4 protein-coding genes are annotated in these 3658 nt (G+C 69.9%); 2 read left to right on the top strand and 2 right to left on the bottom strand.

Going from position 1 to position 3658, the window contains the following annotated elements; translation table 11 throughout:
• The coding region (locus ACOJUJ_RS29545) for a tetratricopeptide repeat protein (protein WP_420130525.1) at nt 1–678 on the bottom strand (678 nt) is incomplete at its 3' end.
• Between the two features lie 231 nt (nt 679–909).
• Here ACOJUJ_RS29545 and ACOJUJ_RS29540 point away from each other — a divergent pair.
• Together ACOJUJ_RS29540 and ACOJUJ_RS29535 are read left to right on the top strand one after the other, a co-directional pair.
• Nucleotides 910–1209, top strand: a complete 300-nt coding sequence (locus ACOJUJ_RS29540) for a hypothetical protein (protein WP_420130524.1) — start codon at nt 910–912, stop codon at nt 1207–1209.
• A gap of 331 nt (nt 1210–1540) precedes the next feature.
• Nucleotides 1541–1879, top strand: coding sequence for a hypothetical protein (locus ACOJUJ_RS29535; RefSeq protein WP_420130523.1), 339 nt, complete (start codon nt 1541–1543; stop codon nt 1877–1879).
• Between the two features lie 126 nt (nt 1880–2005).
• Here the strand turns inward: ACOJUJ_RS29535 and ACOJUJ_RS29530 are convergent, their stop codons facing one another.
• Nucleotides 2006–3379 carry a hemolysin family protein gene (locus tag ACOJUJ_RS29530; protein WP_420130522.1) on the bottom strand — a complete coding sequence of 458 codons (1374 nt, stop codon included), beginning with the start codon at nt 3377–3379 and terminating at the stop codon, nt 2006–2008.
• Between the last annotated feature and the right edge of the window lie 279 nt (nt 3380–3658).

The following is a 3658-nucleotide window of genomic DNA, read 5'->3' as shown; positions in this document are numbered from 1 at the left end:
CAGCTGCGTCTTGAGCTCCATGTACCGCCAGACGCTCAGCGTGTCCCAGTGTTCCGCCGGCGGCACCTGCTCCAGCTCCGCCAGCGCGGCCCGCGGGTCGCCGCGGTCGTGCAGCAGGTGGCTCAGGTAGATGCGGGCCTCGTGCAGCTCCGCGTCCAGCCGCACGGCGCGGCGCAGTTCGCGGCGCGCCCCCAGGTCGTCGCCCAGGGCGTGCAGGGTGTAGCCGCGCGCCGCCGCCAGCTCCGCGCTGTCCGGGTGCGCCGCCGAAAGCGCGCTGAAGCGGGCCCGCGCGTCGGTGAACAGCCCTTCGCGATAGAGGGCGCGGCCCACGGTGAGCCCCAGCTCCAGGTCGTCGGCCAGCCCCATGGCGTCGATCTGGCCAAAGCACTCCAGCGCCTCGTCCACCCGGCCGAACTTGAGCAGCGACTCGCCCAGCCCCACCCAGGCGTCCTCGTACTCGGGGTCCAGCTCCAGCGCGCGCTCAAAGCACTGCCGGGCCCACGCGTACTCCTCGCGGGCCACGCGCGTGTAGCCCAGCCCCACCTGCAGCAGGACGGACTCGGGATACTGCGCCAGCCCTTCGCGAAGGACGCCGAGCGCTTCGTCGTACTCACCGGCGTCGTAGTGCCGATGTGCCAGCTCGTCGTACTCTTCGGAGCTGAGAAATGAGGTTCCCATTCAGCCTTCCCTTGGCCCTTCAAAAAGGCGGGAGATGGGGCAAGGCCCGGACGTCGGGCCGGAAAGATCGGTGGCGGGGCCGCGCGCGAATGCGGCGCGGTGGGCACCCGGACAAATATACACTGGAACGCGCCCCGCATCCAAGCCCCTGATGCGGGCTTGCGGGCCGCCGGGGCACGCGGTCAGATTGGTGTCCCCATACGACCCTGCTACAACGTACTCGAAGGAACGATGTTCGACTGGCTGCGGCGCCGCCGCCTGAGCAACGAGGCCAAGCGCAAGCTTCTGATCGCCGCGGCGCGCGCCGAAGAGGCGATCGTTGAGACCCACGTGTCCAACATCCTGGAGCTGCTCGAGATCCTGCGCGACGAGGTGGACGTGGACCGCGCGCTGGAGCTGTACATGGAGATGCTGCCGATGGACGAGCACATCGCCCCCACCGTCACCAACCGCGTGCTGGCCCGCCACGACGCCCCCGGCGTGCGCCCGGCGACGGCGGGGCGGTACGGCGGCGTCTTCCGCGACAACTGACCGCGCGGCCGCTCCCGCGCGTCACCGTCCGGAGAGCATCCAGCCGCCGCGGGCCAGCTCCTGGCCCGCGGCGGCTTTGCTGTCCTGGCCCCGGGCAGCGTACGGATTCCGTACACCACCCCCTCCCTCCCGCGCCGCTCCTGGCGTTCAGCCGCCGTGGACGCATCGTCCGTCCCGCCTTGCGACGCCCGCACCGTTCCGCCCCCTCGTACGCCGCTCGACCCTAAATCGTTCCAGTAGAATAAGATAAGTCTGCTCCAACTCAACGGTCCCGGCGTTGCCCTGCAGCCGGGTCCCATCCCCCAACCTCTGGCTGCAGGGCAGACCGACCATGATCGCACGTGCCACCCCCACCCTTCCCGCGCGCCCCGCCGCACCCGGAACCCCGTCGCTGGTGGGCAACAAGCGCGCGCAGGGCCACCGCTTTTACCTTACCGGCGGCCGCGTGCTGGAGGGCGACCTGCACCGCTCCCCCGGCAGCCGCCTGGCGGACCACCTGTCCACGCTCAAAGGCTTCATTTCCGTGACCAACGCGCGGTGCCTGCAGAGCGGCCACCCGTTCGGCTACATCGTGCTGAACCAGGACGCCGTGCTCTTCATCGAAGAGCTGGCGGTGACCGCCGATACAGCAGCCGCCACGGCCGCTTCCGCATATACCGCCGGCGTCTGAAACAACGGCTCACGCGGAGACGCGGAGGACGCGGAGGCGCGGAGAACTTCTCCGTGTCTCCGCGCCCTCCGCGTGAGCCCTGCTGTTGCTGGATCGGGGATGAACCGCTGAATCGCCGCAGCCGGATCACTCCTCCGGATCTTGGGGGACGGTCGCGGGGCGGGTCAGGCGCAGCAGGCTCACGCGGCGCTCGTCCGTCGCTTCCACGCGCAGCTCCATCTCCCCCTCGGGCGACATCACCGGCACGGCGTCGCCCATCTCGGGCACGCGGCCCAGGCTTCCGAACACAAAGCCGCCCACCGTATCGAACTCCTCCTCCGGAATCCGCAGCCCGAAGCGCTCGTTCACGTCGCTGATCAGCACGCCGGCGTCGATGAGCACGTCGCCCTCGGGGGTGGATTCGAACTCCGGCTCCACCTCGTCGAACTCGTCGTTGATCTCGCCGACGATCTCCTCCAGCAGGTCCTCCAGCGTCACCAGCCCGTAGGTGCCGCCAAACTCGTCCAGCACGATGGCTACGTGCACCGCCTGCCGCCGCAGCTCCGACAGCAGCTCGTCGACCGGCTTGGTGTCGGGGACAAAGAGGGCGGGGCGCAGGATGGAGCGCACGTCGAACTCCCCTTCCGCCGAGCCGCCGCGCTCGTACAGCACGCGCAGCAGGTCCTTGGTCAGCACCACGCCCAGGACGGAATCGATGGTTCCCTGGTAGACGGGAACGCGCGAGTGGCCCTCTTCCGTGGCCACCTCCAGCAGCCGCCGCAGCGTAACCTCTGCCGGCACGGCCACCATCTCCGTCCGCGGCGTCATCACCTCGCGCACCACCGTTTCGCTGATCTCAAAGACGCCGCGCAGCATCTCGCGCTCGTCGTCCTCCATGTCGCCCGGCGTGCCCTCGCCCGGCTCCATCACCAGCAGCCGCAATTCTTCGGGCGTCTGGATGAGCGGGTGAAAGCCGGTGGAGCTCACCCCGAACATCCGCACTACCGCGCGTACCACAAAGTTGAGCGGCCAGGTGATGGGCGTGAGCACCCACGTCAACGCCTGCAGCGGCGGCACGGCCAGGTGCGCGGTGATCCACTCGGCGCGGTGCACGGCCACCAGCTTGGGCACCTGCTGCCCCACCGTGGCGTGCAGCAGCGCGACGAAGAAGAGGGCGATGAAGACGGAGACGGCCATCGCGGAGCCCAGCTCCATGCCCAGAAGGCGCACGGGGGCGGGGCCGATGACGGGGACCAGGTACGCCCGGGCGAGCAGGATGGCCTGGTAGCCCAGCGCCACGGACGCAAGGCTGCGCGCCACCTGCGCGGCGAACACCAGCTCCTCCAGCCGGTCCAGCGCGGGAAGCACGCGCGCGGCGCGGACGTCGCCCTGGCGGATGGACTGCTCGATGCGGATGCGGCGAACCGCGATGAGGGCGAACTCGGCCGCCACCAGAAAGGCGTTGGCCGCGATCAGTCCCAGGATGGTGAGAAGGGAGAAACTACCGGGGTCGGGATCCATGGATGGGTGCAGTTGTACCGCGTCCGGGGAGCGCTCCGGACTGCGGAACGGGCTTGCGGCGGGCGATCCGGGAGGCGGTCGGAACGCCGCCTCCCCCTCTCGCCCCGCGAAGCCCGTCAGACCGCCGCGGTTTCCTGCGGAACGGCCTCCGACGCGGACGCCGCGTCGGCGTTGGCGATCACCGGGCTGCAGAAGCGCATGCCGATGGTCCCCAGCTCCTTCAGCTCCCGGTCGTTGAGCGCGGGATAGCGCTCGCCCAGAAACTGGATCGTATCCTTC

The organism is Longimicrobium sp. (genome assembly GCF_048594345.1).
Taxonomy (GTDB): Bacteria; Gemmatimonadota; Gemmatimonadetes; order Longimicrobiales; family Longimicrobiaceae; genus Longimicrobium.
Note: the sequence above shows the minus strand (reverse complement) of the source record. Positions and strands in the feature narration are given on the sequence as shown.

Excerpts from the sequence above, each read along its gene's own strand:
- ACOJUJ_RS29530 (WP_420130522.1), bottom strand. The coding sequence starts at position 3,379 with ATGGATCCCGACCCCGGTAGTTTCTCCCTTCTCACCATCCTGGGACTG.
- ACOJUJ_RS29535 (WP_420130523.1), top strand. The coding sequence starts at position 1,541 with ATGATCGCACGTGCCACCCCCACCCTTCCCGCGCGCCCCGCCGCACCC.
- ACOJUJ_RS29540 (WP_420130524.1), top strand. The coding sequence starts at position 910 with ATGTTCGACTGGCTGCGGCGCCGCCGCCTGAGCAACGAGGCCAAGCGC.